This window comes from Streptomyces sp. NPDC058001, assembly GCF_042886315.1.
In the GTDB taxonomy this organism is placed as follows: Bacteria; Actinomycetota; Actinomycetes; order Streptomycetales; family Streptomycetaceae; genus Streptomyces.
This window is the reverse complement of record NZ_JBHVQT010000001.1, coordinates 616,756-642,265: the sequence shown is the minus strand read 5'-3', so window position 1 is coordinate 642,265 and position 25,510 is coordinate 616,756. Positions and strand designations below refer to the sequence as shown.

Genomic DNA, 25,510 nt, shown 5'->3' with positions numbered 1-25,510 from the left:
CCCTCACCGTAGGACGGCGAGGGGCTTCGGAAGGTTGAGCGGTACGCGACGAGCGCGCACTCGGAACCAGGGCTCCTAGTACCAGTTGTTGGCCTGCCAGAAGGACCAGGCTCCACAGGGGCTGCCGTAGCGGCCGTCCATGTAGCTGAGGCCCCACTTGATCTGGGTGGCCGGGTTGGTCTGCCAGTCGGAGCCGGCCGAGGACATCTTCGAGGCGGGCAGGGCCTGGAAGAGCCCGTACGCACCCGAAGAGGGGTTCACGGCACGGTAGTTCCAGGTCGACTCGTGGTTCACGATGTTGCTGAAGCACTGGAACTGGTCCGCGGGGACCATGGAGCGGGCCATCGCCTGGATCTGCGAGATCGAGTACGAACTCTGCGGGGAGAAGCTGGACGCGTCGCGGGTGGCGGAACGGCTGGCGACCTTCTCGGCCTCGGCGCGCTCCTTGGCCTCCTTCTCCGCCTTCTCCGCTGCCTTCTGCTTGGCGACAGCGTCCTCGGCGGCCTTCTTACGGGCCGTCTCCTCCGCGGACTTCTTGGCAGCGGTGTCGGCCGCGATGGCCTGGGCGTCCGCCTGCTGGGTCAGCGAGGCGGTCTGCACCTGGGCCTGCTGGCCCGCGGGAATGTCGGCGAGGAGGGTCGCTTCGCCGGCCGTCGCCTCGAAGTCGTTCGAGGGCTGCTGGGGGTTGCCCGAGGCAACACCCACGACGGCGCCGACAGTGGTGACCGCGGTGGCCGAGGCCACCGCGAATCCCCGGACCGAGATCCGGCTCACACGGTTGTCCTTCCAGCATCGCCCGCTTAGGTGACCCTCGCGGACGCAATCGTGCCCCTGGCGCTGGCCTCCGAACTACGGGGTCACGGGAGGCACGGGCCCGCTGGGCAACTCCCTTGGCGGGAGCGCCACATGATGCTCGGGCGGCATACGACGACGCTATGGAGTTCTGTGGTGCCGTATCGCTGGGGATACAGATGTGTCGTATGCGGGGACCTGACAGGACCCAGACTTTGCCGCAGCCCCGCACCGCAAGGCAATTCCCTGTTGCGTGTGAAAGCTCACACCTCGTTTGCCTCAAGAGTTTCGCGGAATCTCCCGCACATGAAGGCGCCGCCCGGCTAAGCTCTCAGGCTCTTCCGGACGGCGCCAACATACGTGCCGTCGCCACGAGATGACGGACCGGGACCGATCACCCCACCTCGTGGCCAGACCCTCGCTTCCGGGTCAGATATGCACGTCCTCCAGCATTTCGGTCACCAGGGCAGCGATCTGTGAACGCTCCGAACGGGTGAGCGTGACATGGGCGAAGAGCGGATGGCCCTTCAGCTTCTCCACGACCGCGACCACACCGTCGTACCGCCCGACCCGCAGATTGTCCCGCTGGGCGACATCATGGGTCAGCACCACCCGTGAATTCGCCCCGATCCTGGACAACACGGTCAACAGGACATTCCGCTCCAGGGATTGGGCCTCGTCGACGATCACGAACGCGTCGTGCAGCGAGCGGCCCCGGATATGCGTGAGCGGCAGCACCTCCAGCATGCCGCGCGCGGTGACCTCTTCGATGACGTCACGGCTGGTGACCGCCGACAGCGTGTCGAAGACGGCCTGCGCCCAGGGGCCCATCTTCTCGGCCTCGGTGCCCGGCAGATAGCCCAGCTCCTGCCCGCCCACCGCGTACAGCGGCCGGAAGACCATCACCTTCTGGTGCTGCCTGCGCTCCAGGACGGCTTCGAGACCCGCGCAGAGCGCGAGCGCCGACTTACCGGTGCCGGCCCGGCCGCCCATGGACAGGATCCCGATGTCCGGGTCGAGCAGCAGATCCAGCGCGATGCGCTGCTCGGCGCTGCGGCCCTTGATGCCGAACACCTCGCGGTCCCCGCGCACCAGCCGGACCTGGCCGTCGGACGTCACCCGGCCGAGCGCCTTGCCCCGCTCCGACTGGATCGTCAGCCCCGTGTGCACCGGCAGCTCCGCCGCCTCCGGGACATACAGGGTGTTCCCGTCGAAGAGGAGATCCACCTGCTCACCCGAGAGGGTCAGTTCGGACATACCGGTCCAGCCGGACTCCGTGATGGCGAGTTCCGCGCGGTACTCCTCGGCGAGGAGACCCACCGACGACGCCTTGATGCGCAGCGGCAGGTCCTTCGACACGACCGTCACGTCGTATCCCTCGGCCTGGAGGTTGCGGGCGACGGCGAGAATCCGGGAGTCGTTGTCCCCCAGCCGATAGCCCGCCGGGAGGACGCCGGGGTCGGAGTGGTTCAGCTCGACGCGCAGGGTGCCGCCCAGGTCGCCCAGGGAGATGGGGGCGTCGAGACGGCCGTACCGGACACGGTAGTCGTCGAGCAGGCGCAGGGCCTGCCGGGCGAAGTAGCCGAGTTCCGGATGGTGCCGCTTGGCCTCCAGCTCCGTGACGACGACGATCGGCAGGACGACTTCGTGCTCGTCGAACCGGGACATCGCGTTCGGGTCGGCCAGCAGGACGCTGGTGTCGAGAACATAGGTGCGCCGGTCTGGCAGGCGGCGCTTTGTGCTGGTCACCACGGAAGGACGTACCCCCTCGGACGAGGTCGGGGAGCGACGGCAGCGCGGGGCACCCCGAAAGGAAGGAACGAACCGGGTTCGGGCCGCGAGACAGCGGCCGAACTCCGGCCCTCTGCCTCGTCCGCACGGTACGTACGGTGCACCTGGTGCAAAGAGCCTCCCGGGCGGGCGACGCCATGCCGTCCGCTGAGATCCGACATCCCTTTCCGGTACTGCTCGGGATGTCGACCTGGGTGGCTTATTCCCTTCAATACGCCTGGCCATGCCATGGCATATGACGGCGCGTGGGTGAACGTCGGGTGACCCGCTCCGCCCGGGACCTCACTTCGGACCTCGTCCGGGGCCCCGGTCAGCCCCCGTAGCGCCGGTGGCGCGCGGCGTAGTCACGCAGGGCGCGCAGGAAGTCGACCTTGCGGAAGGCCGGCCAGAAGACCTCACAGAAGTAGTACTCGGAGTGGGCCGACTGCCACAGCATGAACCCGGAGAGCCGCTGTTCACCGCTGGTACGGATGACGAGGTCCGGGTCGGGCTGGCCCCGGGTGTACAGGTGTTCGGAGATGACGTCGATGTCGACCAGCTCGGCGAGTTCCTCGAAGCTGGTGCCCCGCTGGGCGTGGTCGAGGAGCAGGGAGCGCACGGCGTCGGCGATCTCCTGGCGTCCGCCGTAGCCGACGGCGACATTGACCAGTATCCCGTGGTTGCCGTCGGTGGCCTGCTCGGCCTCCTTGAGGACGGTCTGGGTGCGGCCGGGCAGCAGGTCGAGGGTGCCCACGTGGTGGACGCGCCAGCGCCCGTCGGAGGCGAGACCGCGGACGGCGTCCTCGATGATGCCGAGCAGCGGACCGAGTTCGTCCTCGGGCCGGTCGAAGTTGTCCGTGGACAGCATCCAGAGGGTGACGACCTCGACCTCGGTCTCGGCGCACCAGCCGAGGAACTCGGAGATCTTGTCGGCGCCCGCGCGGTGGCCCTGCGCGGTGGTTCCTCCGGACGCTTTCGCCCAGCGGCGGTTGCCGTCCAGGATGACGCCGATGTGCTTGGGGACCTGGTCGTGGTCGAGGCGACCTTCCACCCGGCGTGCGTAGAGTCCGTACACCAGGTCGCGCAAGTTCACCGAGTCTCACCTCTCGCGTTGCGTGGGGGCCGGCCGCAGGGCTGATCCTGCCGGGGGTCCGGGGGTCGCCCCCGAAGAGCACAGCACACTCTTGTCGGCCCCTCGGGCAATCGGCTTCCCCGAGGGCCCTGGTATTCGGCTTCCCCGAGGGCGACACCCTACCGCTGTGAGGGGTGGGTGCCGCTGTGGGGTGCGGGCCCGCTGAAGTAGTTTCGGACTCATGAACGACACGGCTCTGTACCAGGCGGCAACGGCGCGCTACGACTCCATGGAGTACCGGCGCTCGGGCCGCAGCGGTCTGCGACTCCCTTCGATCTCTCTCGGCCTTTGGCACAACTTCGGCGACGACCGCTCCCTGGAGTCCCAGCGCGCCATCCTGCGGCGCGCCTTCGATCTCGGCGTCACCCATTTCGACCTGGCGAACAACTACGGCCCGCCGGCCGGTTCCGCCGAGCTGAACTTCGGCAAGCTCTTCCAGCAGGACTTCGCGCCGTACCGCGACGAACTGGTCCTGTCGACCAAGGCTGGCTATCTGATGCACCCGGGCCCGTACGGCGAGTGGGGCTCCCGCAAGTATCTGCTGTCGTCGCTGGACGCGTCGCTGAAGCGGATGGGCGTGGACTACGTCGACATCTTCTACTCGCACCGTTTCGACCCCGACACGCCGCTTGAGGAGACGATGGGCGCGCTGGCGTCGGCGATCCAGCAGGGCAAGGCGCTGTACGTCGGCGTGTCGTCGTACACCAGCGAGCAGACGGCCGAAGCCGCGCGGATCCTCACCTCCATGGGCGTACGTCCGCTGATCCACCAGCCCTCGTACTCGATGATCAACCGCTGGACCGAGGACGACCGGCTGCTCGACACCCTTGAGGACGCCGGGATGGGCTGCATCTCCTTCGCACCGCTCGCCCAGGGGCTGCTGACGGACAAGTACCTGACGGGCATTCCGGAGGGTTCCCGGGCCGCGCAGGGCAAGTCCCTCGACCCGAATCTGCTGAGCGACGACGTGGTCCGGAGGCTGCGCGGCCTGAACGACATCGCGGCGCGGCGGGGCCAGTCGCTGGCGCAGCTCGCGCTGACGTGGGTGCTGCGGGACGAGCGGATGACGTCGGCGCTGATCGGCGCGTCGAGTGTGGCGCAGCTGGAGGCGAATGTGGCGGCCCTCACGGGCCCGAAGCTGACGGACGAGGAACTCGCCGAGATCGACACGTTCGCGGTGTCGACTCCGGGGACGAACATTTGGGCCGGCCGACGCTAGGGCCCCCGGCGGGGCGGTGAGTCTGGCGCCGGCGGTCGGGGGCTCGGTGCCGCTGCGGCGGGTTCGAAGGGCGGTGCCCTTCGAGGAACCCCGGGGCGGGGGCGGTGTGGGCTTGGCACCGCCGGTCAGGCTCGTGGTGGCTGAGCGCCGTCGCGGCGGATTCGAAGGGCGGCGCCCTTCGAGCAACCCCCGGATGGCGGTGGGCTTGGCACCGCCGGTCAGGATCGTGGTGGCCGGGGGCCGCTGCGGCGGAATCGAAGGGCCGGGCCCTTCGAACCACGCCGGAGCGGAGGGCTTGGCGCCGAAGGCTGGTGCCCTTCGGGCCACCCCGGACGGCAGGAGGCTTCGCGCCGGCCGTCAGGGTCGTGGTGGCCGGGCGCCGCTGCGGCGGAATCGAAGGGCGGTGCCCTTCGAGGGACCCCGGGCCGTGGGCCGGCGCCGAAGGGTCGTGCCCTTCGGGCAACCCCGGACGCTGGGGGCGGTGGGTTTGGCACCACCGGTCAGGCTCGTGGTGGCCGGGCGCCGCTGCGGCGGAATCGAAGGGCCGGGCCCTTCGAGCAACGCCGGAGCGGAGGGCTGGCCCCGGAGGGTGGTGCCCTTCGGGGTACCCCGGACCGGGGGGCGGAGGGCTTGGCGCCGCCGGTCAGGGTCGTGGTGGCTGGGCGCCGTCGCGGCGGAATTGAAGGGCGGCGCCCTTCGAAGAACCCCGGGGCCGTGGGCTGGCGCCGAAGGGCCGGGCTCTTCGAGGAACCGCGGGGCGGAGGGCTTGGTGGCGGAGGGTGGTGGCCTTCGAGGGGCCCCGGGGCGGAGGGTGTCGTGCTTCCGGATTTCCCGGCATGAAAAAACGGGCCGGTCCGTGGGGGGGGATACGGACCGGCCCGAGGGGGGGTTTCCACCATAACCCTTCGTAAGTGATGCTGCGTGCATTGGCGTCGGACAACTACTCTCCGTTATTGGCCGACGACGCCGTGAGGCAGGTACAGGCCGGTTCCGGCCGGTAAAACTGCCGGTGCGCGGGGGTGGAGCGGCGGCGTGTCGCACGTGCGTGCCGTACTCCGCTCGGGGGACGCGGGGCGGGACGTCCGCTTGACGCGGGAGCCTCCCGGACGGCGCTAGCCTCACGCACATGGCGACGAGCTTCACCGTGCCGGGGCACGCGGCGGCGGTCCCGCTGGAGATCGCGGAGACGGGTGCGGCGCGCCGCCGGGGACTGCTGGGACGTACGGGCATCGACGGGGCGCTTCTGCTGACCAGGACCCGGTCCGTACACACCCTGGGGATGCGGTTCACGATCGATGTGGCCCACCTGGACGGCGACTTGAGAGTGCTCGCCGTACGGACCATGCGCCCTGGACGGATCGGCCTCCCGCGACTGCGGGCGCGGTACATGCTTGAGGCGGAGGCGGGGGCGATGAGGGCCTGGGGAGTGACCCCGGGAACCCGTCTGAAGATGGCCGAAAACTGATACGACACGGGCCCGGTGCCGAACCGACTCCGATCCGGCACCGCGCAGCCCCCTCCACTGCGCGGTACCGCCCGCGCAGCTTTGCTGACGCGAATAACCTTGGTCTGAACTTACGTGGCGCCGCGCCCCGATGCGAGCCAGGCTCGATAACGATACGGAAAACGTCCCCTGGGGCGGATGGTGCCGCTGATACGCCAGAGGCAGTCAGTTCGGCGTACGAGAGGATCGAATTCAGGCCATCGAGCGCCTGGATCGAGCCGCTACGCGTCAGGCCGACGTGGGGTGCTGGTGCTGGTCATGGTGCTTGCGGGCGACGACCTCGTCCATGTGCCGCTCCCCCCACAGCCCGAGCGGAATCAACGCGGTGTTGAGCTGCTCGCCGAGGTCGGTGAGCGAGTACTCCACCTTGGGCGGGACCTCCCGGTACACCTCGCGATGCACGATCCCGTCGGCCTCCAGCTCCCGCAACTGCTGGATCAGCATCTTCTCGCTGACGCCCCGCACATGGCGCCGCAGCTCCCCGAACCGAAGTGTCCCGCCCTCGTACAGCGACCACAGGATCATCGGCTTCCACTTCCCGCCGACGACATCGACGGCGGCGTCGAGACCACAGCTGTACGGACCCTTGCCCTTGGTCATCCCCAACTCCTCGCACGCGTCCCTCGCTTACCGGATCGACAGTACTGCCGAGCCCGACGCCGGTCACCGGTCACCGGTCACCGGTCGGGGATCGCGGACGAAAGGTCATTGCGGACGGAATCCGACCTGATCGGCGCCTAGCCTCGCGCCCATGACAGCGACGATCACATGGGCGCGGGCCGGGGCCCGCCGCGCCGAACGCCAGTTCCTGCGGACCCGCGCGGCCGAGGGCACACCGGTCGCCGACGTGGCGCGCGCCATGCTCGGCGTCCACGCGCAGGTGCTGTCCGCGGCGGAGATCTCCCTCGGCGTACGGATGGCCGGCGTGACCCGGCGTACCGTCCGCGACGCGCTGTGGACGGACGGCACCCTGGTGAAGACCTTCGGCCCGCGCGGCACCCTGCATCTGCTCCCCACCGCCGAACTCCCCTTCTGGTCGGCCGCGTTGCCCGAGATCCCGCCGAAGGCTTCGTTCGCGTCCGGGGTACGGATGTCGCCGGAGGAGACCGAGGAGGTCGTCGCGGCGATCGGCGACGCGCTCGACGGCGCGCGGCTCACCGTCGACGAACTCCACGACGAGGTGGTGGCCCGTACCGGGGCGTGGGCCGGTGACCTGGTGATGCCGGCGTTCCAGGGGATGTGGCCGCGCTGGCGGCAGGTGATGCACCTCGCCGGGCAGCGCGGCGCCCTCTGCTTCGCGCCCGACCGGGGCCGCAAGGCCACGTACACCCGGCCGCCGCACCACGAGCCGATGCCACGGGACGAGGCGGTCGCCGCGTACGTACGCCGCTATCTGTACGCCTACGGGCCCGCCACCGCCCACGACTTCGCCCGGTGGGCGGCGGCTCCGCAGGGGTGGACCGTGAAGCTGTTCGGCACGCTGGCGGCGGTGGGCGCGATCGAACCGGTCCCCTTCGAGCCGGTGTCGGACGGCGCGACGGCGTGGGTGGCGGCGGACGACACGGAGTTCCCGGACGATCCGGGGGACGCGGTGGGCGGGGTGCCGGGGGTACGGCTGCTGCCGTACTTCGACGCGTACGGGATCGCGAGCCACCCCCGCGCACGGCTCTTCCCCGGCCGGGCCTTCGCACGTGCCCTCGCGGGCGGGCAGGCCGGGAACTTTCCACTGCTCCTGGTGGACGGGGAGGTCGCGGGGGTCTGGCACCAGCGACGCCGGGGCCGCCGGACGACGGTCACGGTGGAGCCCCTGGGCCGGCTGACGGCCGCCCACACAAGGGAGTTGACGGCGGAGGTCGCGCGGGTGGGGGAAGTACTGGAGGCGGAACCGGAGTTGGTGGTGGGCGAGGTGACGGTCGGGGCACACGCGTAGCCCCTCAGGGACACCCGTACGTTCAGCGTGGCTTGTGCGCCTCGATCAGGAAGCGGCTGCTGTGGGCCACGAACGGGCCCTCGGCCACGATCCGTTCATGCAACTCACGCAACCGCTCCCCGTACCGTTCGACCGTGAAGCCCGGCACCATCCAGATGACCTTGCGCAGGAAGTGGACGACCGCGCCGATGTCGTGGAACTCGATCCGCAGCCGCTCCGCACGCAGGTCGGTGACCCGGAGCCCGGCCGCCTCGGCGTCGCGGCGGGCCCGCTCGGGGTCGCGGCCGGTACGGATGGCCTCGGGCTGCGGGCCGAGGAAGTACTCGACGACCTCGAACACGCTCGCCGGGCCGACCTCCTGCGAGAGATAACCGCCGCCGGGGCGCAGGACCCGGGCGATCTCCGGCCAGTGCGCCTTCACCGGGTGCCGGCTCACGACAAGATCGAACGCGCCGTCCGCGAAAGGCAGCGGCGCGTCCTCGGGTGAGGCGACGACGACCACGCCGCGTGGGGCGAGCAGGGCGGTGGCTCGGGCGACGTTCGGAGGCCAGGCTTCGGTGGCGGCGGTCAGGGGCGGCAGTGTGGGCGCGGAGGCGAGGACTTCGCCGCCGCCGGTCTGGATGTCGAGGGCGGCCGTGGCGCGGGCGAGGCGCCGCGCCATCAGCCGGGCGTACCCCCAGGAGGGACGCTCTTCGGTGGCCCGCCCGTCGAACCAGGAGAAGTCCCACCCGTCGACGGGCGCGGCGTCGGCCTCGGCGACGAGATCGTCGTAGGTACGGGGATCGACTGGGGACATCCCCCGATGGTCCCAGAGGCGCCGTGACCTGGCGAACCGTTTATCGCGGGGCGGATGCCGCAGCCCGCTGTTACGTTTCCGGGCATGACGAAACAGACGCAACAGGTGCCCTACACCGGCGGCGAGAAGGAAAGCCTGCGGGTGAGCCTGGACCGGCATCGGGACGCGGTGCTGTGGAAGCTCGAAGGACTGGACGACGAGCAGGTGCGGCGTACGGTACTGCCGTCCGGGCTGACACTGATCGGTCTGGTGAAGCATCTGGCGACGGTCGAGTACGGGTGGTTCTGCGAGACATTCGGGCGGGACTTCGAACCGCTCTGGTTCGACTCGGAGACCGAGGACATGGCGCTCGGCCCGGACGAGACGCCCGAGCAGATCCTCGCCTTCTACGGCCGGGCCCGCGCCGCCGCGGACACCGCCGTCGAGGAGACGGAGCTGGACGCGCTGGGCACGGCATGGCACGGGGCGACGGTGTCGATGCGGTGGGTGCTGCTGCACATGGTGGAGGAGACGGCACGGCACGCGGGGCACGCGGATGTCATGCGGGAACTGATCGACGGGTCGACGGGCGACCATCGGGCGGCGTGACGGAGGTCAGGGGTACTTCGTGTCAGGGGGTGCTGGACCCGGCGGCGGTGTCACCTCCGGACTCCGAAGCGGCGGGTCCCTCGCCCCGCTGGAAGGAGACCTCGACCCGGCGGTTCTTCCTGCGGCCCTGTTCGGAGGAGTTGTCGGCGATGGGGTAGTCCTCGCTGTATCCGCGGACCTCGTAGGTGATCTCGGGGCCGAGGTCGGCGGCCAGCGCGTCATGGACGGCATCGGCCCGCTGCTTGGACAGCACCTTGCCGTGGGCGTAGGAGCCGAGGTTGTCCGTGAAGCCGAACACGCGGACGTTCGTGGCCTGTTGGCTCTTGATCTCGTCGGCGATGGCGCGGATACGGGACAGGGCGTCCGGGTTCAGTTTGCCGCTGTTCTTGGGGAACAGGACCTCGGCCTGGAGTGCGAACTTCACGTCCTGGTTGGTGTCTTCGCGGCGTTCCTCGCCGCCCATGTCCTCGACGACGGACTTGATGTCGAGCACCTTGGCATCCGCCAGCGTGGCCCCGTCGGCCAACCGCAGCCCCGGACTGTTGGCGTCCACCTCGGGCACAACAGCACTGCTGACGCTGCCCGGGGGGACGCTGGGGGTGGGGTCATCGGCTTGAGCGGGTTCGACCCCGGCAACGACAAAGCCGATCACCAGGGTGAACATGCCTAGGGCGGTGGTGGCGGGGCGCGGGATGGGGCGCCGGCATGAGGCGGTCATGGGGTTACTCGCCGTCGGAGATTTCGATGGGGGCGGGGGGCATGGTGGGCACCTGGAATTCCGCTTTGGTCGTGCCTTCCGGGGGTGCGGGGAATTGAGCGAACCATTCGACGGTCTGGCCCCGATTGACCCCTCCTTGGAACTTGGTGCACAGGCAGCGACCTTCCGTGTCCCGGAGCACGAGGTACCTCTTCTTCGCCGTGGCATCGATGACACCGGCACCTGCCAGGGAGCCTCCGTTCTCGCTCAGTTCGGTCTCGTCACTCTTCCACTCGGTTCCAAGCCAGATTCCTGACGTGCCGTTGGTGACCTTCCCCTGGACTGTGAGGAACCCACCAGCGTCGCGCACAGCCGAGGTCACCGTCAGAGTGATCCCGTTGTTCTTGACCTCCGCCAGCACCTTCTCATCGGCGGGTGCCTGTGATTCCTGCGGTTTCTCGTCAGTTCCGTCGTTGGTGGCAGCGGACGAGGTGTCGGCCCCGGACTTCGGTTTGTCATCCCCTCCACCGCCGCAACCGGCCACCGTGAGGACCAGCCCAGTCGTGATCGCCACCGCGGTCAGTGCCCTGCGGGCCTTCATGGTGTGCCGAATGTGCATCGGTACGGCTTCCTCTCACTCAGCCAGATGAACGGAGAACAGGACGGACGCGTCGGGAAGATCCTCCGGGTCGAAGTCCCCCGGATCGATGTTCACCAACTCGCCGTCACAGTTCAGTTCGACGGGCTTCTCTGAATCGGCGGCCGTGTCGAAGTCGCAACGCGGTTGGATGACGGCCGTGGCATGCGCCTTCGCATGCTGGGATTCGGTACCCGGAATGATGGAGTCACCCACGGTGTAGCGGGTCTCGATCTCCACACGGTATCCGGGGTAACTGTTGACCTGGGTCGAGGCGAAGGCCGTGACGTCGGAGTCGTTCTGGTCGGCCAGTCGCTGGGCCGCGGCCGGGGCGCCGGCCCCCTGGAACAGATCGCCGTTCAACCAGTCGAGCCACTGATCGTCCTCGCCGATCGCGGTCTCCAGGCCGAGCATCAGCTCGTCCCGGGAGTCCTGGGCAGCCGCCAGCGCCGCCGCATCAGCGGCGGACTGTGCGCCGTTGCGTGCGGAGGCGGCCTGGGCGAAGGCGAAGAAAGCGAACGCGACGAAGAGCAGAATGCCTGTGAGCCAGATATAGATCGGGAGAGTCTGCCCTCGGTCGCCGTCGGCAAGGCCAGGCGTCAGCCTCCGCCGATGACTTTGGCGACGGTGTTCCCGATCGCCTGGGCGATCTTGCCGTCCAGACCCAACTGGTCGATCGCTGTGAAGATGCCCGCGATGATGATCAGCAGACCCGCGTACTCGACAAACCCCGCCCCCGCGTCCTTCTCCCTCTCGCGCATCCGCAGGGAAATCGTGCGCATCCAACTGCTCAGCGCTACAGCGACTTTCAACGACAGCTCCGCCACTGTGAGCCCCTCCCTCAAAGACAAACCCCGCGCCTACCCTGGCAACGTAGGCCATGAAGTGAGTCTCCCTCGTGGGCCTGGGGGCCCAACCCTCCCCCCATAGGGCAAGTTGGCCGGTTTGTGAGGGGGTGTGGTGGGGTGTCATCGGTGGCGGGCCTCCCCCACTGCCGCGTGTGCCGTGCCCAGCCACCGTGCTATCGCCTCGCTGCGGCTCGCGCACTGCACCTTCGCGAAGATCCGGTTGATGTGGTTCTTGACCGTCTTCTCGCTGATGAAGCAGGCCGCCGCGATCTGCCGGTTGTTCATGCCGGACGCGATGAGATCCATGACCTCCACCTCCCGAGAACTCAGCCCGTACGCACGCCGGTCGAAGCGGTCCCGGGTACCGACACGGTCCCCGTCACGGTCCTGGTCCGACTGTCCCACAATGGGTTGCATCTGCGAAGGAGTTTCGAGGAGAGCGGACGATGTCCCGCCAAGGGGAGGGCTGTCGGAGACAGACGGCATCGTATGCATCGTCCGCTGAAGCAATGCGTCCCTCGCCGTCGGCGTGAACGTACCTCGCCCGTCCCGCGTCCACCGCACCGCCGCCACGAGTTCCCCCGCCGTGAACTCCCCGTGCACCAGATACCCCCGCGCCCCCAACCGCACCGCCTCCCGCACGGTCCCCGCGTCCCCGCTGTACGTCAGCATCAGCACCGGTACATGTCCGGCGAGCGCGGACAGTGCCGTGAGGCCGTCCGTGCCAGGCATCCGGACGTCCAGGAGCAGCACATCGGGCCGCCACCTCCGTACCGCCGCCACCGCGCCCGCACCGTCGGCCGTCTCGGCGACCACGCAGATGTCGGCCCGGCCGTCGAGCAGCGCGGTGAGTCCGGCCCGTACGACCGGGTTGTCGTCCGCCACCACGACCCGCAGCGCCGCGGGGCCCTTCTCATCCGGCATGGGATCTCGCCCCCTTCGAGGGGACCGGGGTCAGGGTCAGGGTGATCGCCGTGCCCGGGTCCCGCCCCCCGCCCGGCCCGTACGTCAGCGTGCCGCCCAGCGCCCCGGCCCGTTCCGCCATGCCGATCAGGCCGTAGTGGCCCTTGGCGCGCAGGGCGGGCAGGGTGGTGTCGGGTGGGAGGCCGCGGCCGTCGTCGGTGAGGGTCAGGGTCATGTCCCTGGCGCCCGTGCCGGAGAGGGCGATTTCCACCCGGGTCGCCGCCGCGTGGCGCCGCGTGTTCTCCAGCGCCTCGCCCACGATCGTCAGCACCTCACGCGCCGCCCAGCCCGGCAGCGACGCCCGGTCGGCGCCGGTCCGGACGACCCGGGTGCGCAGACCGGTACGGGCCGTGAAGTCCTCGGCGTACGCGGTGAGTTCGGAGAGTAGGTCCACCGGGTCGGCGCCGTTCGCCCCGGGCTCGGTGTGGTGGCGTAGACCGTCGAGCAGGGCGCCGGACTCGGCGGCTGCGTGCCGGGCCGAGCGGGCCACCAGGTCGGCGCGGTGCCGCAGCGCCGCCGGGTCCTCGCGGTCGGCGGACGCGGCGAGGGCGTCCGCCGAAAGGGCGAGTCCGTAGAGGGTTTTGGTTACCGAGTCGTGCATCTCGCGTGCCAGGCGGGCGCGTTCGGACTCGACGGCGTCGCGGACCGCGAGCCGGGCGTTGGCCTCGGCGAGCGCCTGGCCTGCCGCGCCGAAGCGGAACATCAGGTTGCGCAGGGTCACGCCGATGATGCCGGCGCCGACGCAGAACCCGGCCAGGAGCAGGGCGCTGGGTCCCGCGCCCGGCCGGTGCTCCCAGGCGCGGTACACCGACATCAGCAGGGCGATCTGGATGCCCGTGAAGACTCCGGCGCCGCGCCAGCCGTAGAGGAGGCCGGACAGGAGGGGGGTACAGACGGCCGCGTAGCCGAGCGGGGAGGCCGGGGACGCGGCGAGCAGGAGGACCGAGCCGAGGAGCAGGTCGACGCCGAGGAGGGTGGGGTGGGCCAGGAGGCGCGGGCCGAAGCGTTCCCAGTCGCGGAGCATCGCGTACGAGCCCATGAAGCTGAACACGGCGGCGGCGAGGACGAAGTAGCGCGGGTGGCCGTCCGCGGCGCCGGTCAGCGCGAAAGGGGTGCCCAGGGCGATCATCGCGAGGCGTACGCCGCACACTTGGCGGCACAGGGCCTGGAGGGCGCTGAGCTGGATACGGAGGCTGGGCGCGGGCGCGTCGTCCTCGATGGCGGACGGCCACGGGCCGGGGCGGGTGGCCAGCGGAGAGGTCGCGGAACGCGGCCGGAGCCGGAGCCGGTACCGCAGCGGGCGCCACCGCCCGGGACCCGCGCCCGAACCGCCCGGTGCCACCCCACCTCGTACGGCCCGTACCTCCCGTACCGCCCGCATCGCTCCGACCCCCTTCGCCCCCCTGACCGCCCTCATGCCCCTCACCGCCCCAGAATCGAGCCGAAGTCGGTGCCCGAGCCGAGGAACATGCCCGTGGCGATGAGGATCATCGTGGCGGGGAGCATGAAGACGAGGGTGACCATGGTCGCCTTGGGGATGGTCTTGGCGGCGCGGCGGCGGGCGTTCTGCGCGTCGGTGCGGCGCATGTCCGTGGCGATCTGGATGAGGGTGTCGGCGATCGGGGAGCCGAGTTCCTCGCCCTGCTGGAGGGCGGAGACGAACTGGGCGACCTGTTCGGACTCGTTGCGCCGGCGGAGTTCGTCGAACGCCTGGCGGCGGCTGACGCCCATGTCCATCTGGCGCAGGGTGATGCGGAGTTCGTCCGCCCAGGGACCCTCGTAGCGCTCGGCGACGCGGTCCAGGGCCTGGCGGAAGCCGAGTCCGGCCGAGACGACGACGGCGAGTACGTCGAGGAAGTCGGGCAGGACGCGGTCGATGACGGCGCGGCGTTCGCGGATGGCCTGCCAGATGAGGGCGTCGGCGGCGAACAGGCCGAAGGCGAGGGTGAAGGCGGCGAACAGGGTCTGGCCGTTGCTGAGGAACACCAGGCCGAGGACGACGCCGAAGATGCCGTAGACCGCGCGGCGGGCCGCGTACCGGTCGATGGTGAGGCCGCCCGGGTTGCCCGCCATGTCGATACGGCGGCGTTTGGCGTCGACCCGTCGGCGGCCCATCAGGCGCAGCACGGTGGGCGCGAGGCGCATACCGAGGCGGTCGACGGCGGAGTCGGCCTTGGAGACACGGGAGGCGCCGACTTCGAGGGCGACGGCGAGGTCGCCGGGGAGTTTGGCATCGGCGCGGTACATGCGGACGCCGACGCAGACGCCGAGGACGGCGGCGCCCATGAGGGCGGCGAGCAGCAGGCCGGTCAGCGCGGTGTTCACGGCTCACACCTCGATCTTGCCGAGGCGGCGGATGACGATGAATCCGACGCCGTAGAGGCCGAGGGAGATCAGGACGAGGGCCTGGCCGACCGGGGAGCCGGTGACCCGGGCGAGGGCTCCTTCGTTCGAGGAGTTGACGAGGAGGAGCGAGCCGAGGCCGAGGAGCGGGACGGTGAAGGCGGTGGCGTTGACCTCGGAGAGCATGGTGCGGATCTCGCGGCGGGTCTCCTTGCGGTCCTCCAGGGTCTGGGTGAGGTTGCGCAGCGAGCTGACGACGGTGCCGCCCGCCTTGTTGGCGAGGACGAGGGTGGTGACGAGGACGATCAGCTCACGGGACGGGAGGCGGGTGGCGAGTTCACCGAGGGCGTCGTCCACCGAGCGGCCCATCGTCAACTGGTCGGCGACCAGGGAGAGTTCCTCACCGGCCGGGGCCTCAAGTTCCTCGGCGGCCATGGCGAGCGAGGTGCGCAGGGCGAGTCCGGCGGCGGTGGCGTTGGCCAGCAGGCGGGCCACGTCGGGGAGTTGGTTGATGAACGCCTCGATGCGTTTCTGGCGCTGCCAGTTGAGGAAGAACACGGCGCACCATACGCCGACGAGCCCGGCGATCGGGCCGAAGAACGGGGCGAGTACCGAGGACGCGATCAGCCAGAGGGCGACGACCACGGCGGTGACGTAGGTGAAGAACTCCCCTGCCGTCAGGTCGAGTCCGGTGGCGGAGAGCCGCAGGTGGATGGCGCGGCCGAGGCGGGTGCGGCGGAGCCTGCGGTCGACGGCGGCGAAGCGGCGTACGCGGCCGGTGCCGGTACGGAGCGGTCCGGTGCCGGAGAGCCGGTCCACGAGGGCCTGGCGCTGGGCGCGCCCTGAGGCGTAGCTGTGTACGCCGGCGACGGCGAGGGTGCCGCACAGGACGGTGGCGCCGAGGGCGAGGAGGGTGGGGTGATTCATGCCGGGCTCCTGGCCGGGGTGGCGGCGGGTGCCGCCGGGCTCGTGGGGTGCATGCGCGGGTTCATCCAGTCGTGCGTGGGGTGCATGCGCTGACGTCTCCGGTAGGTCATCCGACGGTTCATCCGATGGCCTGCCGGGTGGGGAGGAGGTCGAGGCTCTCGACGACGCCGAACGCGGGCGGGATCGGTTCGCCCGCGCCGTACAGCTTCTCGGCGACGGGGCGGGGCAGGGGCAGGTGTTCGAAGTGGCCGTGGACGATGCGGTCGGCGGCCACGGGGCGGGGGACGAAGCGGGAGACGGTGGCGATACGGAACTGTTCGCGGCCGTGCGAGACGAGCAGGGCGACCTCGGTGATCTTGCGGGAGCCGTCGATGTGCCGGGTGAGCTGGATGACCACGTCCACGGCCGAGTTGATCTGGTCCTTGAGTGCCTCGAAGGGGATCTGGACCTCGGACATCGAGCCGAGGGTCTGGAGGCGCATCAGGGCGTCCTCGGCGGTGTTGGCGTGGACGGTGGCGAGGGAGCCGTCGTGTCCGGTGGACATGGCCTGGAGCATGTCGAGGGTCTCGCCGCCGCGGACCTCGCCGACGATGATGCGGTCGGGGCGCATCCGGAGGCTGTTGCGGACGAGGTCGCGGATGGTGATGCGGCCCTTGCCCTCGACGTTCGGGGGCCGGGACTCCAGGCGGATGACGTGTTCCTGCTGGAGTTGGAGTTCGGCGGAGTCCTCGACGGTGATGATGCGTTCACGGGCCGGGATCAGGCCGGAGAGCGCGTTGAGCAGGGTGGTCTTCCCGGAGCCTGTGCCGCCGCTGACGATGAGGTTGAACCGGGCGCGGACGAACGCGGAGAGCAGCATCAGCATCTGCTCGTCCAGGGTGCCGAGGCCGATGAGTTCGGGGAGCGTGTAGGCGCGGGGGAAGCGGCGGATGGTGAGGGTGGGGCCGGTGAGGGAGAGCGGCGGGATGATGACGTTGACCCGCTCGCCGGTGGGGAGGCGGGCGTCGACCATCGGGTTGGACTCGTCCACGCGGCGGTTGACGGTGGAGACGATGCGCTCGATGGTCTGCATCAGTTGTTCGGTCGAGGCGAAGCGCAGGGGCAGTTGCTCCACGCGGCCCGCTCGCTCCACGAAGATGGAATCCGGTCCGTTGACCATGATCTCGGTGATGGACGCGTCGGCGAGCAACGGTTCGAGGACGCCGAGTCCGAGTGCCTCGTCCACGACGCGGCGGATGAGCTGGGTGCGTTCGGCGGTCGACAGGACCGGGCCTTCGCGGCTGATGAGGTGGCCGAGTACGCGTTCGAGGCGTACGCGGCGTTCGGCGGCGGCGAGGGACGACATCTCGGCGAGGTCGATCTCTTCGAGGAGTTTCGCGCGGTAGACGGCGACGAGGTGGCCGTCTTCGCGTGCGGATCCGCCGCCCTCGTCGGGGGTGGCGATACGGGACCTCAGGCTCATCGTCCTCACTCCCTCCGGTCGTTGGGCATGGTGACGCTGCGCTCGACTTCCCAGCCGGAGCCGACGAACGGGAGCAGGAGGGGGACCTGGACGGTGACCGTGGCGGTGGTGGTGTCGCCGGTGCCGGGGCCGCCGCCGGGATTGACGTCGGCGGTCAGGCGGCCGTCCATCGCGGCGAGGCCCGCCGCGGTGCCGTCCTCGCCCTGGGACTGCACCCGGGCGGCGGCCCGAGCCCCGGACCCGGCCTGACTGACGGCGTACCCGACGAGCCCGAGCTGAATGGTGGCGAGCCCGATGAACAGCAGGATGGGCAGAAACCCGACAAATTCGAGAATGCTGACACCCCGGTCCCCGGAGGGCCGTCGCCGAGCCAACCTCCGCAGCAGGCTTCTCTCCCCCCGTACCGGTGACCTCAGGGACCTCAGGCCCCTCATGGCGCATCCCCCTCAGTCGCCGCCCCCGCGTTCGCGTCGACCGTCCAGCCCGTGTTCACGCCGGGGAAGAACACCGGGACGTCCGCGCTGACCTGGGCGCGCCAGACCAGGCCCTGGGGGCTGCACGTGACCGTGGCGTCCTGCCAGGCGTTCGGGAGGTGGGAGCGGGCGGCGCTCTCGCAGGCGGCCTGCGCTCCGCCCCCGGCCGCCGCCGCGGCGACGGCAGCGCGGGCGCCCTCGTCCGCCGCGTTCCCGGCCAGGGAGAACGTGTACCCCCACAGCGCGCACTGCCACAGGATCGCCATCACGACGAGCAGCAGCGGGAACATGCCCGCGAACTCCAGGGTCACGGCGCCGCGGTCGAGGGCCCCGCGGTCGAGGGCGGCGCGTTTGCGGCGGCCGGAGGCGGGCACCGGCTGCCCGTCCGTCGCGACCAGGCCCAGTTCTCCGGCGAGTCCCCACAGCGCCTGTTTCACCGTGGACCGGCTGTCCAGGTCCTGCATCCGGCCGGCGTCCACGGCGGACTGGAGTTCCTTGAAGTGGGACGGCACCGTGGTACGGGCGACCCGGGTCCCGGTGACCCGTTCGACGAGGGCCGACTGGATCTCCGTACCGCGTGCGTTGCGGTTGAGCAGGGTCACCGTCTCCTCCGCCTTGCGGATCTGGAGCCGGTCCCACAGCCGTACCATCCGCTTGGCCGCGCGGACCGCGATCACGTCGGGGGTGACCACCAGGAGGGCCTGGTCGGCGAGTTCGACGGCGACGGCGTTGGCGGCGCTCATCTGGGAGCCGCAGTCCACGACGACGATCTCGTACCGGCTGCGCAGCGCGGCGAGTACCTGCCGGGCGACCCGGTCGGTGACCTCTTCGCCGCGTTCCCCCTCGGCGGGCGCGAGCAGGAGTCCGAGCCCGGTCTCGTGCGTGAACACGGCCTCCTGGAGGACCCGGGGGGTGATGTCGCTGATCGAGGCGAGGTCGGCGACGGACCGCCGGAACTGGACGTCGAGGTAGGACGCCACGTCGCCGGACTGGAGGTCCAGGTCGAGTACGGCGACGCTGTGCCCGGACGCCTTCGCGGCGAGGGCGAGTTGGACGGCGGTGAGGGTGGTTCCGACGCCGCCCTTGGCGCCGGTGACCGTGACGAGGAGCCCACCGGGGCCCGTGTACAGGGTGTCGCCGCCGCTGCCGAGGTGGCGCCGCATCCCGCCGGACCAGGCCGCCGCCGCCTGCACCCGCTCGGCCAGCGCGTCGTATCCGAGAGGGAGGCCGACGATGCCGCGGGCGCCGGAGTCCATGGCGGCGGTGAGGACGCCGGTACTGGTGTCGGCGGTGATGAGGACGACGCCGACCGCCGGGAAGCGGAGCACGAGTTCACGGATGAGGTCGAGCGCGGGCACCGGCCCGATCCGCTCATGGACGAGGACGACCTCGGGCACCTCGTCGAGGGATTCGGCGGCGAGCCGGCCCAGGGTGTCGAGGAGGGCGGTGGAGTCGGCGACGGGCAGGGCGGGTTCGGCGTCGGGGAGTTGGCTGAGGAGAGTGGAGAGGGCGCGCGCGGACTCCAGGTCCGGCACGGCGGGCAGTACGCGCACACTCATGACGACCCCCAGGACGCACCGGGCGCTCCGGGCAGCCCGGACCCGCCCACCGCTCCATGTTCCGTATCCATCAGGCCACTTCGCACACCCGTCCGCGTACCCATCGGGCGCGCTCCCGTACCCCCGGGGCCGCCTCGCGTCCGCGCGGGCCCGTTACGGCGACGACCCATGCCGCGCCTCCTACCTGTCCTCGTCGAGGGTGTACGTACGGTCGCCGGGCGGTACGGTCGCGTCGCCGCCGGGGGCGACGAGGGCGAGCCGGACATGGGTGGCGAAGGACTCGGCGTAGGCGACGCGCTGGGTGTCGCCGGTGTCGAGCGCGAAGGTGATCGGCACGGCCTCGGTGGTCTGGCGGCTGCGGCTGTCCTGGCTCGGGTCGAGCGGGGTGAGCTTGCCGACGTCGATGACCTTGGCATTGGCGACGATGACCTTGGACTGGTCCTTGCCGTTGTCGTTGGCGGCCTTGAAGGTGGCGTAGATGTTGACGGTGGAGCCGGGTGTGATCTTCCCGGCGACTCCGGTGGCCGCGTCGATCATGATGGCGATCTCCTGCTGGCCGGGCGAGAGTTGGGGCCGGGCCACGATCATGTCGGTCTGGAGCAGGGAGCCTTTGCGGAGCTGGGTGACGGCGATCTTGCCGCGGATCTGGCCGAGGCTGGTGACGGCGTTCGTCGACAGCCACCGTTCGGGCATCTCGATCTTCTCGAACTGGTCGGCGTTCAGCTCCTTGTAGGGCGCGATGTCGCTCTTGAGGCGGTACGCCGTGACCTCCGGGCCGACCTTGGAGTTCACGTCGCGGATCACCGCGAGGACTCCGGCGAAGGCGCCGAGGGCGCACAGCACCGAGAGAACCAGCAGGATGACGCCGCGGCGCTGGCGTGAGTTCATGGCCGGACTACCTCGATCGGGGCGGGGGCGGGGGCGAGTGGTGACGGGTGGTGGGCGGGGCCGCGTCGGCGTCGGCGCGGATCCTCCCGCCGGGGCCGGGTCAGGTGACTCCGGGGGGCAGGGCGCGGGCCGCCGGCGCCGGGGCGTTCGGCGGGCCGGGTGCGCGGGCGTCGGCGGCGGGTGCGCGCAGGGCGCGGGTGGCGTTCGACGGGCCGCGTACGCCGGTGACGGTGGTGGGTGTCGTCGCACCGCGGCGGGTGGCGACGGCGGGGATCCGTTCGGGCGGTGGGCCGAGGGGCGCTGAGCAGAACCCGCAGCGGTCGCCGATGAGTTCGAGACCGCACCAGTGGCACCGCTCGCGCCGGACGGACGAGACGAGTTGGTAGAGGACGGAGATGTCGGGGATGGCCGCGGCGAATTCGACGATGCGGCCGGTGGCCCACCAGCGCGCGGACTCGGCGGGCAGCCGGGTCTCGGTGACGCCCTGGACGCGCCAGGCGGGGGCGAGGGTGGAGGTGACCCAGTCGGTGGCGAGTTGGCCGGACGCGGTGAACATGCGGGTGGCGAAGGCGGGTCCGGACAGGGCGGGTTCGGCGTGGGCGCCGTCCGCGCCGCGGGTTCCGGCGCCGGATCCGGCGACCCGGACGAGTTCGGGCTGCGGGGTCGCGAGGACCGCGAACTGGCTGCCGGGCACCCAGGACTTGGCGTGTGCCTTGAGCCCGACGGGGACCCGGTCGAGCTTGGCGACGGAGCCGAGGAGGGCGCCGGCGTAGATGTAGTGGGCGAGCAGCCGGGCGGACGAGGCGAGGACGCCGGGGCTGAAGTCGCAGATGGTGAGCTGGCGGAGCTGGAGCGCGAGTACGGCGAGGCCGAGCGGCGGAAGGTCGGGCCGGAGCAGGGCTATGCGGTCGCTCTCCAGGACGGAGCGGACGGTGTGCAGGCGGTGCACGACGGCGTCGGGCGCGGACGCGGGGCACAGGACGATCACATAGCCGTGGTGCTCGATGAGGGTGTGCATCTCGGCGAGTGACTGGTCGAGGGTGTAACCCTGGGGCGCCTTGCCCTGTTTGACGGCGCGGTCTGCCCGGTCGGCGGCGCGGTCGGCGGCCTTGGCGGCGGCCCGCGGGTTCGCCTTGGTGGCGGCGCCCTTGCGGTCGGCGGCGCGGTCGGCCCGTACGGCGGACTGGAGTACGGCCGCGGACGGCGTGTGCCGGTCCGGTGAGGGCAGCACGAGGTCCGGGCTCGTGACGGCTATGGCGGTCGGCACGCGGCACACCCCCGAATCCTTCTGGCGGCGTGGTCAACGACCGCCTCGCATCGCCACTGTGACGTCCTCCTGCATCTGCACCATATCCACGGTGTGGCCCGCTCAACACCCGATCTCATCAGATGACCTCACCGCCGGTAGGAAGCTGATCAACACAGCGTGAACCGGGGGCCCGGCGCGTGATCGGCAACTCCCCTGCGGGAGGGGCGGGTTGACGGCTGTGAGTGCCGTCAGAGGTCTTGACAACCGAATTGGTCTGGACCAGCTTGTACGCCAACGGTGGCCACCGTTCCGCACGTTGCCGCACTCGCTGATGCCCCCCGAGGTGTTCCCGTGCCCCACGCGGGAGTTGCCCCGTTCGTCACCCCCACGGAGGCCGTAATGGACCGCCGATCCACCCTGTCCGGCAGAGTCACCGGCAGAGCCAGAAGAACCTGGGCCGGTGCGCTGGCCGCCGTCCTCGCCGCGTCCGCGCTCACGCTCACCGGACTCGCCACGGACGCCGCGGCAGCGGACGTCAACAACGCCAAGAACGCCGGCTTCGAGTCGGGTCTCGCCAACTGGACGTGTTCCGCGAACAGCGGCGCGACCGTTTCCTCGCCCGTGCACGGCGGTTCGGCCGCGCTGAAGGCGACGCCCGCCGGGCAGGACAACGCCAAGTGCTCCCAGACGGTCGCCGTGAAGCCCAGCTCCACGTACACGGTCAGCGCCTGGGTGCAGGGCGGTTACGCCTATCTCGGCGCGAGCGGCACCGGCACCACGGACGTGTCGACGTGGACGCCCGACTCCGCCTCGTGGAAGCAGTTGTCGACGACGTTCACGACGGGCGCGTCCACGACGTCCGTGACGCTGTACACGCACGGCTGGTACGGGACGGCCGCGTACTACGCCGACGACATCTCGGTGTTCGGCCCGGACGGCGGCGGTGGCGGTGACCCGACCCCGACGATCCCGGCGGCCCCCGCGACCCCGGCAGTGGGCACGACGACCTCCTCCTCCGTCTCCCTCTCCTGGAACACGGTGTCGGGCGCGACGGGTTACAACGTCTATCGCGACGGTACGAAGGTCCTGGCCGTGTCGGGTACGTCGGCGACGGTGACCGGGCTCGCGGCGGACACGTCGTACTCCTTCCAGGTCACCGCGACGAACGCGGCCGGTGAGTCGCCGAAGTCGGCGGCCGTGACCGGGCGGACGGCCACCGGCGGCGGGGGCGGCGGGGTCGTCCCGAAGCACGCCGTGACGGGCTACTGGCAGAACTTCAACAACGGCGCGACGGTCCAGCGCCTCTCGCAGGTCCAGTCCCAGTACGACATCATCGCGGTGGCCTTCGCCGACGCGACCGCCACACCGGGCACGGTGACGTTCAACCTGGACTCGGCGGGCCTCGGCGGCTACACCGTCGACCAGTTCAAGGCCGATGTCGCGGCGAAGAAGGCGGCGGGCAAGAAGGTCATCATCTCCGTCGGCGGCGAGACCGGCACCGTCCGCGTGAACGACGCCGCTTCGGCGACGAACTTCGCCAACTCCGTCTACTCGGTGATGCAGACCTACGGATTCGACGGGGTCGACATCGACCTGGAGAACGGCCTCAACGCGACGTACATGACCCAGGCACTGCGCTCACTGTCGTCCAAGGTGGGCTCGTCGCTGATCATCACCATGGCCCCGCAGACGATCGACATGCAGTCGACGTCGAACGAGTACTTCAAGACGGCGCTCAACATCAAGGACATCCTGACCGTCGTCAACATGCAGTACTACAACAGCGGCACGATGCTCGGCTGCGACGGCAAGGTGTACGGCCAGGGCTCGGTGGACTTCCTCACCGCCCTTGCCTGCATCCAGCTGGAGGGCGGCCTCGCCCCGTCCCAGGTCGGCCTCGGCCTCCCCGCGTCGAGCCGCGCGGCGGGCAGCGGCTATGTCTCCCCGACGATCGTGAACAACGCCCTCGACTGCCTCACCAAGGGCACCAACTGCGGCACGTTCAAGCCGTCGCGGACGTACCCGGACCTGCGCGGCGCGATGACCTGGTCCACCAACTGGGACGCCACCGCCGGCAACGTCTGGTCCAACGGTGTGGGAGCCCACGTCCACGCCCTCCCGTAACCCGTAACCACACCCGACACCCCCACCAACAGCGCCGCCGCTCCCCCGGCGGCGCTGTTGCGTTGCCGGGCATGGCCGAAGTACCTCCCTTGACGCGCCCACGCGGGACCCCGACCATGAGCGCCACCCCGTGGCTTCCCGCACAGGGAACGCACAGGCGAAGCACAGCCATCACATCGCTCCATCGCATCGCACCCCGCCGGTGATCACCCCGTACCGGCCGGGTGACCCCCCACCTCCCATCAGGAGATCTCATGCGATCACGCTTTCGTGGCAGACGGTCGGTGACGCTCGCCGTCGTGCTGGCCGCCGCGCTCGCGGCACCCATCACTGCCACCGCGACCAGCAACAGTGCCGGTGCCGGTGCGCCCGCTCCGGCCGAGGAGATACGGCAGTACGAGATCCAGGGGCCGTCCAGTGCCTCCGAGCGGACCGCCATCGCCGCCACCGGTGTCTCCCTCGACGAGGCCGACGCCGAGAGTGTCGTTGTGTCGGGGCGCAAGGCGCAGGCCGACAAGCTGCGGGCCCTCGGGTACGACGTCCAGCCGCTCGGTGCCGCGCCCGACCGGAGCCGGGGCGCGGCGGCCACACCCTTCGACTTTCCCTCCGCCGACTCGCGGTACCACAACTACGCGGAGATGAACGCCGAGATCGACCAGCGGCTCCGGCAGTACCCCAGCCTGATGAGCAAGCGCGTCATCGGCAAGTCGTACCAGGGCCGCGACATCGTCGCCATCAAGGTCAGCGACAACGTCGCCACCGACGAGAACGAGCCCGAGGTGCTGTTCACCTTCCATCAGCACGCCCGTGAGCACCTCACCGTCGAGATGGCGCTCTACCTGCTCCGCGAACTCGGCGCGGGCTACGGCTCCGACTCGCGTATCACCAACACCGTCAACTCCCGTGAGATCTGGATCGTCCCCGACCTCAACCCGGACGGCGGCGAGTACGACATCGCCACCGGCGCGTACCGGAGTTGGCGCAAGAACCGCCAGCCCAACACCGGTACCACCAATGTCGGCACCGACCTCAACCGCAACTGGAACTTCAAGTTCGGCTGCTGCGGCGGCTCTTCGGGCTCCACCGGCTCCGAGACCTACCGCGGACCCGCCGCCGAGTCGGCGCCGGAGGTAAAGGTCGTCGCCGACTTCGTACGGTCCCGGGTCGTCGGCGGCAAGCAGCAGATCACCGCCGGCATCGACTTCCACACCTACAGCGAACTCGTCCTGTGGCCCTTCGGCTACACGTACAGCGACACGGCCGCCGAGCTCACCCAGGACGACCGGGACGCGTTCGCCGCCGTCGGGCGCAAGATGGCCGCCAGCAACGGCTACACGGCGCAGCAGTCCAGCGACCTGTACATCACCGACGGCTCGATCGACGACTGGCTGTGGGGCAACCAGAAGATCTTCGGCTACACCTTCGAGATGTATCCGTCGTCGTCCGGCGGCGGCGGCTTCTACCCGCCCGACGAGGTCATCGAGCGGGAGACCAGCCGCAACCGGGACGCCGTCCTGCAACTCCTGGAGAACGCCGACTGCATGTACCGGTCCATCGGGAAGCAGCAGCAGTACTGCGCGACCCCGTAGTCCGTAGCGCACACAGGTCG

The 25,510-nt window shown here is 70.4% G+C and carries 24 protein-coding genes; 6 read left to right on the top strand and 18 right to left on the bottom strand.

The window, feature by feature from the left end:
• Positions 1-75 precede the first annotated feature (75 nt).
• From ACFVT5_RS03035 to ACFVT5_RS03025, 3 genes are all read right to left on the bottom strand, one after another.
• A complete protein-coding gene (locus ACFVT5_RS03035; protein WP_389880757.1) occupies positions 76-774 on the bottom strand; it encodes a transglycosylase SLT domain-containing protein in 699 nt (232 codons plus the stop codon).
• Positions 775-1,221: 447 nt separating this feature from the next.
• A complete protein-coding gene (locus tag ACFVT5_RS03030) occupies positions 1,222-2,544 on the bottom strand; it encodes a PhoH family protein (RefSeq protein ID WP_389880755.1) in 1,323 nt (440 codons plus the stop codon).
• Between the two features lie 349 nt (positions 2,545-2,893).
• Entirely contained in the window at positions 2,894-3,655 is a 762-nt protein-coding gene (locus ACFVT5_RS03025) for an isoprenyl transferase (RefSeq protein WP_389880754.1), read from the bottom strand.
• A 220-nt stretch (positions 3,656-3,875) separates the two neighbouring features.
• Between ACFVT5_RS03025 and mgrA the strand changes: the two genes are divergently transcribed.
• Positions 3,876-4,913 carry an L-glyceraldehyde 3-phosphate reductase gene (mgrA, locus tag ACFVT5_RS03020; protein WP_389880752.1) on the top strand — a complete coding sequence of 346 codons (1,038 nt, stop codon included), beginning with the start codon at positions 3,876-3,878 and terminating at the stop codon, positions 4,911-4,913.
• A gap of 1,126 nt (positions 4,914-6,039) precedes the next feature.
• Positions 6,040-6,378, top strand: a complete 339-nt coding sequence (locus ACFVT5_RS03015) for a DUF192 domain-containing protein (RefSeq protein ID WP_389880750.1) — start codon at positions 6,040-6,042, stop codon at positions 6,376-6,378.
• Between the two features lie 267 nt (positions 6,379-6,645).
• Here ACFVT5_RS03015 and ACFVT5_RS03010 read toward each other — a convergent pair whose 3' ends face one another.
• Complete coding sequence (locus ACFVT5_RS03010; protein WP_389880749.1) at positions 6,646-7,017, bottom strand: winged helix-turn-helix transcriptional regulator; 372 nt, start codon at positions 7,015-7,017, stop codon at positions 6,646-6,648.
• Positions 7,018-7,168: 151 nt separating this feature from the next.
• Between ACFVT5_RS03010 and ACFVT5_RS03005 the strand changes: the two genes are divergently transcribed.
• Positions 7,169-8,347, top strand: coding sequence for a winged helix DNA-binding domain-containing protein (locus tag ACFVT5_RS03005; protein WP_389880747.1), 1,179 nt, complete (start codon positions 7,169-7,171; stop codon positions 8,345-8,347).
• A 22-nt stretch (positions 8,348-8,369) separates the two neighbouring features.
• Here ACFVT5_RS03005 and ACFVT5_RS03000 read toward each other — a convergent pair whose 3' ends face one another.
• Positions 8,370-9,143 carry a methyltransferase domain-containing protein gene (locus tag ACFVT5_RS03000; protein WP_389880745.1) on the bottom strand — a complete coding sequence of 258 codons (774 nt, stop codon included), beginning with the start codon at positions 9,141-9,143 and terminating at the stop codon, positions 8,370-8,372.
• A gap of 84 nt (positions 9,144-9,227) precedes the next feature.
• On the opposite strand from ACFVT5_RS03000, the gene ACFVT5_RS02995 reads away from it, so the two are divergent.
• Positions 9,228-9,731, top strand: coding sequence for a DinB family protein (locus ACFVT5_RS02995; protein ID WP_389880743.1), 504 nt, complete (start codon positions 9,228-9,230; stop codon positions 9,729-9,731).
• A gap of 22 nt (positions 9,732-9,753) precedes the next feature.
• On the opposite strand, the gene ACFVT5_RS02990 is transcribed toward ACFVT5_RS02995, so the two are convergent.
• The 13 genes from ACFVT5_RS02990 to ACFVT5_RS02930 form a co-directional block, all read right to left on the bottom strand.
• Positions 9,754-10,395: an OmpA family protein gene (locus ACFVT5_RS02990; protein WP_389880741.1), complete on the bottom strand. Its 642-nt coding sequence runs from the start codon at positions 10,393-10,395 to the stop codon at positions 9,754-9,756.
• Between the two features lie 58 nt (positions 10,396-10,453).
• Complete coding sequence (locus ACFVT5_RS02985; RefSeq protein WP_389880739.1) at positions 10,454-11,047, bottom strand: hypothetical protein; 594 nt, start codon at positions 11,045-11,047, stop codon at positions 10,454-10,456.
• 15 nt (positions 11,048-11,062) lie between these two features.
• On the bottom strand, positions 11,063-11,668 hold the full coding sequence (locus tag ACFVT5_RS02980; protein WP_389881004.1) for a pilus assembly protein TadG-related protein: 606 nt from the start codon (positions 11,666-11,668) through the stop codon (positions 11,063-11,065).
• Positions 11,665-11,847 (bottom strand): hypothetical protein, encoded by a 183-nt coding sequence (locus tag ACFVT5_RS02975; RefSeq protein WP_389881002.1) that lies wholly within the window; start codon positions 11,845-11,847, stop codon positions 11,665-11,667. Before ACFVT5_RS02975 ends, ACFVT5_RS02980 begins: the two co-directional genes overlap by 4 nt.
• Positions 11,848-12,033: 186 nt before the next feature.
• Positions 12,034-12,837 (bottom strand): response regulator, encoded by an 804-nt coding sequence (locus ACFVT5_RS02970; RefSeq protein WP_389880737.1) that lies wholly within the window; start codon positions 12,835-12,837, stop codon positions 12,034-12,036.
• The gene (locus ACFVT5_RS02965; RefSeq protein WP_389880735.1) at positions 12,827-14,293 is read right to left on the bottom strand and encodes a sensor histidine kinase; all 1,467 of its coding nucleotides are present in this window, start codon (positions 14,291-14,293) and stop codon (positions 12,827-12,829) included. Before ACFVT5_RS02965 ends, ACFVT5_RS02970 begins: the two co-directional genes overlap by 11 nt.
• Before the next feature lie 5 nt (positions 14,294-14,298).
• Positions 14,299-15,189: a DUF5936 domain-containing protein gene (locus tag ACFVT5_RS02960; RefSeq protein ID WP_389881000.1), complete on the bottom strand. Its 891-nt coding sequence runs from the start codon at positions 15,187-15,189 to the stop codon at positions 14,299-14,301.
• A gap of 15 nt (positions 15,190-15,204) precedes the next feature.
• On the bottom strand, positions 15,205-16,146 hold the full coding sequence (locus ACFVT5_RS02955) for a type II secretion system F family protein (protein ID WP_389880734.1): 942 nt from the start codon (positions 16,144-16,146) through the stop codon (positions 15,205-15,207).
• 118 nt (positions 16,147-16,264) lie between these two features.
• Complete coding sequence (locus ACFVT5_RS02950) at positions 16,265-17,608, bottom strand: CpaF family protein (protein WP_389880732.1); 1,344 nt, start codon at positions 17,606-17,608, stop codon at positions 16,265-16,267.
• Positions 17,609-17,613: 5 nt separating this feature from the next.
• Positions 17,614-18,042 (bottom strand): TadE family protein, encoded by a 429-nt coding sequence (locus ACFVT5_RS02945; RefSeq protein ID WP_389880730.1) that lies wholly within the window; start codon positions 18,040-18,042, stop codon positions 17,614-17,616.
• Positions 18,039-19,640, bottom strand: a complete 1,602-nt coding sequence (locus tag ACFVT5_RS02940) for a CpaE family protein (RefSeq protein ID WP_389880728.1) — start codon at positions 19,638-19,640, stop codon at positions 18,039-18,041. Before ACFVT5_RS02940 ends, ACFVT5_RS02945 begins: the two co-directional genes overlap by 4 nt.
• Positions 19,641-19,820: 180 nt before the next feature.
• Positions 19,821-20,528: a Flp pilus assembly protein CpaB gene (gene cpaB / locus ACFVT5_RS02935; RefSeq protein ID WP_389880726.1), complete on the bottom strand. Its 708-nt coding sequence runs from the start codon at positions 20,526-20,528 to the stop codon at positions 19,821-19,823.
• A 100-nt stretch (positions 20,529-20,628) separates the two neighbouring features.
• On the bottom strand, positions 20,629-21,795 hold the full coding sequence (locus ACFVT5_RS02930; protein ID WP_389880724.1) for a hypothetical protein: 1,167 nt from the start codon (positions 21,793-21,795) through the stop codon (positions 20,629-20,631).
• Positions 21,796-22,176: 381 nt separating this feature from the next.
• Here ACFVT5_RS02930 and ACFVT5_RS02925 point away from each other — a divergent pair, with 381 nt between their 5' ends.
• Together ACFVT5_RS02925 and ACFVT5_RS02920 are read left to right on the top strand one after the other, a co-directional pair.
• Positions 22,177-23,901, top strand: coding sequence for a chitinase (locus tag ACFVT5_RS02925; RefSeq protein ID WP_389880723.1), 1,725 nt, complete (start codon positions 22,177-22,179; stop codon positions 23,899-23,901).
• A 254-nt stretch (positions 23,902-24,155) separates the two neighbouring features.
• Positions 24,156-25,490, top strand: coding sequence for a M14 family metallopeptidase (locus ACFVT5_RS02920; protein ID WP_389880721.1), 1,335 nt, complete (start codon positions 24,156-24,158; stop codon positions 25,488-25,490).
• Positions 25,491-25,510: the final 20 nt, after the last annotated feature.

Excerpts from the sequence above, each read along its gene's own strand:
- mgrA (WP_389880752.1), top strand. The coding sequence starts at position 3,876 with ATGAACGACACGGCTCTGTACCAGGCGGCAACGGCGCGCTACGACTCC.
- ACFVT5_RS03015 (WP_389880750.1), top strand. The coding sequence starts at position 6,040 with ATGGCGACGAGCTTCACCGTGCCGGGGCACGCGGCGGCGGTCCCGCTG.
- ACFVT5_RS03010 (WP_389880749.1), bottom strand. The coding sequence starts at position 7,017 with ATGACCAAGGGCAAGGGTCCGTACAGCTGTGGTCTCGACGCCGCCGTC.
- ACFVT5_RS03005 (WP_389880747.1), top strand. The coding sequence starts at position 7,169 with ATGACAGCGACGATCACATGGGCGCGGGCCGGGGCCCGCCGCGCCGAA.
- ACFVT5_RS03000 (WP_389880745.1), bottom strand. The coding sequence starts at position 9,143 with ATGTCCCCAGTCGATCCCCGTACCTACGACGATCTCGTCGCCGAGGCC.
- ACFVT5_RS02995 (WP_389880743.1), top strand. The coding sequence starts at position 9,228 with ATGACGAAACAGACGCAACAGGTGCCCTACACCGGCGGCGAGAAGGAA.
- ACFVT5_RS02990 (WP_389880741.1), bottom strand. The coding sequence starts at position 10,395 with ATGTTCACCCTGGTGATCGGCTTTGTCGTTGCCGGGGTCGAACCCGCT.
- ACFVT5_RS02985 (WP_389880739.1), bottom strand. The coding sequence starts at position 11,047 with ATGCACATTCGGCACACCATGAAGGCCCGCAGGGCACTGACCGCGGTG.
- ACFVT5_RS02975 (WP_389881002.1), bottom strand. The coding sequence starts at position 11,847 with ATGCGCACGATTTCCCTGCGGATGCGCGAGAGGGAGAAGGACGCGGGG.
- ACFVT5_RS02970 (WP_389880737.1), bottom strand. The coding sequence starts at position 12,837 with ATGCCGGATGAGAAGGGCCCCGCGGCGCTGCGGGTCGTGGTGGCGGAC.
- ACFVT5_RS02965 (WP_389880735.1), bottom strand. The coding sequence starts at position 14,293 with ATGAGGGCGGTCAGGGGGGCGAAGGGGGTCGGAGCGATGCGGGCGGTA.
- ACFVT5_RS02955 (WP_389880734.1), bottom strand. The coding sequence starts at position 16,146 with ATGAATCACCCCACCCTCCTCGCCCTCGGCGCCACCGTCCTGTGCGGC.
- ACFVT5_RS02950 (WP_389880732.1), bottom strand. The coding sequence starts at position 17,608 with ATGAGCCTGAGGTCCCGTATCGCCACCCCCGACGAGGGCGGCGGATCC.
- ACFVT5_RS02945 (WP_389880730.1), bottom strand. The coding sequence starts at position 18,042 with ATGAGGGGCCTGAGGTCCCTGAGGTCACCGGTACGGGGGGAGAGAAGC.
- ACFVT5_RS02940 (WP_389880728.1), bottom strand. The coding sequence starts at position 19,640 with ATGAGTGTGCGCGTACTGCCCGCCGTGCCGGACCTGGAGTCCGCGCGC.
- cpaB (WP_389880726.1), bottom strand. The coding sequence starts at position 20,528 with ATGAACTCACGCCAGCGCCGCGGCGTCATCCTGCTGGTTCTCTCGGTG.
- ACFVT5_RS02925 (WP_389880723.1), top strand. The coding sequence starts at position 22,177 with ATGGACCGCCGATCCACCCTGTCCGGCAGAGTCACCGGCAGAGCCAGA.
- ACFVT5_RS02920 (WP_389880721.1), top strand. The coding sequence starts at position 24,156 with ATGCGATCACGCTTTCGTGGCAGACGGTCGGTGACGCTCGCCGTCGTG.